Source organism: Psychrobacter sp. TB20-MNA-CIBAN-0197, from assembly GCF_040309765.1.
Lineage (GTDB): Bacteria > Pseudomonadota > Gammaproteobacteria > Pseudomonadales > Moraxellaceae > Psychrobacter > Psychrobacter submarinus.
The window spans coordinates 1-578 of record NZ_JBEOPC010000087.1 but is presented as its reverse complement, the minus strand read 5'-3'; the positions used below and the strand labels follow the sequence as shown (position 1 = coordinate 578).

General features: G+C 52.9%; 1 rRNA gene. It reads right to left on the bottom strand.

The annotated features are described in order from the left end of the window. Positions 1–578, bottom strand: a 23S ribosomal RNA gene (locus tag AAEY83_RS12775); the annotation flags it as partial.

Genomic DNA, 578 nt, shown 5'->3' with positions numbered 1-578 from the left:
CTCTTTAGGGAAATCTAATCTTGAGGTGGGCTTCCCGCTTAGATGCTTTCAGCGGTTATCCCATCCGAACGTAGCTACCGGGCAATGCCATTGGCATGACAACCCGAACACCAGTGGTTCGTCCACTCTGGTCCTCTCGTACTAGGAGCAGATCCTCTCAAATTTCCAACGCCCACGGTAGATAGGGACCGAACTGTCTCACGACGTTCTAAACCCAGCTCGCGTACCTCTTTAAATGGCGAACAGCCATACCCTTAGGACCTGCTTCAGCCCTAGGATGAGATGAGCCGACATCGAGGTGCCAAACACCGCCGTCGATATGAACTCTTGGGCGGTATCAGCCTGTTATCCCCAGAGTACCTTTTATCCGTTGAGCGATGGCCCTTCCATACAGAACCACCGGATCACTAAGACCTACTTTCGTACCTGCTCGACTTGTGGGTCTCGCAGTTAAGCGCGCTTTTGCCTTTATACTCTTCGACCGATTTCCGACCGGTCTGAGCGCACCTTCGTACTCCTCCGTTACTCTTTAGGAGGAGACCGCCCCAGTCAAACTACCCACCATACATTGTCCTCGG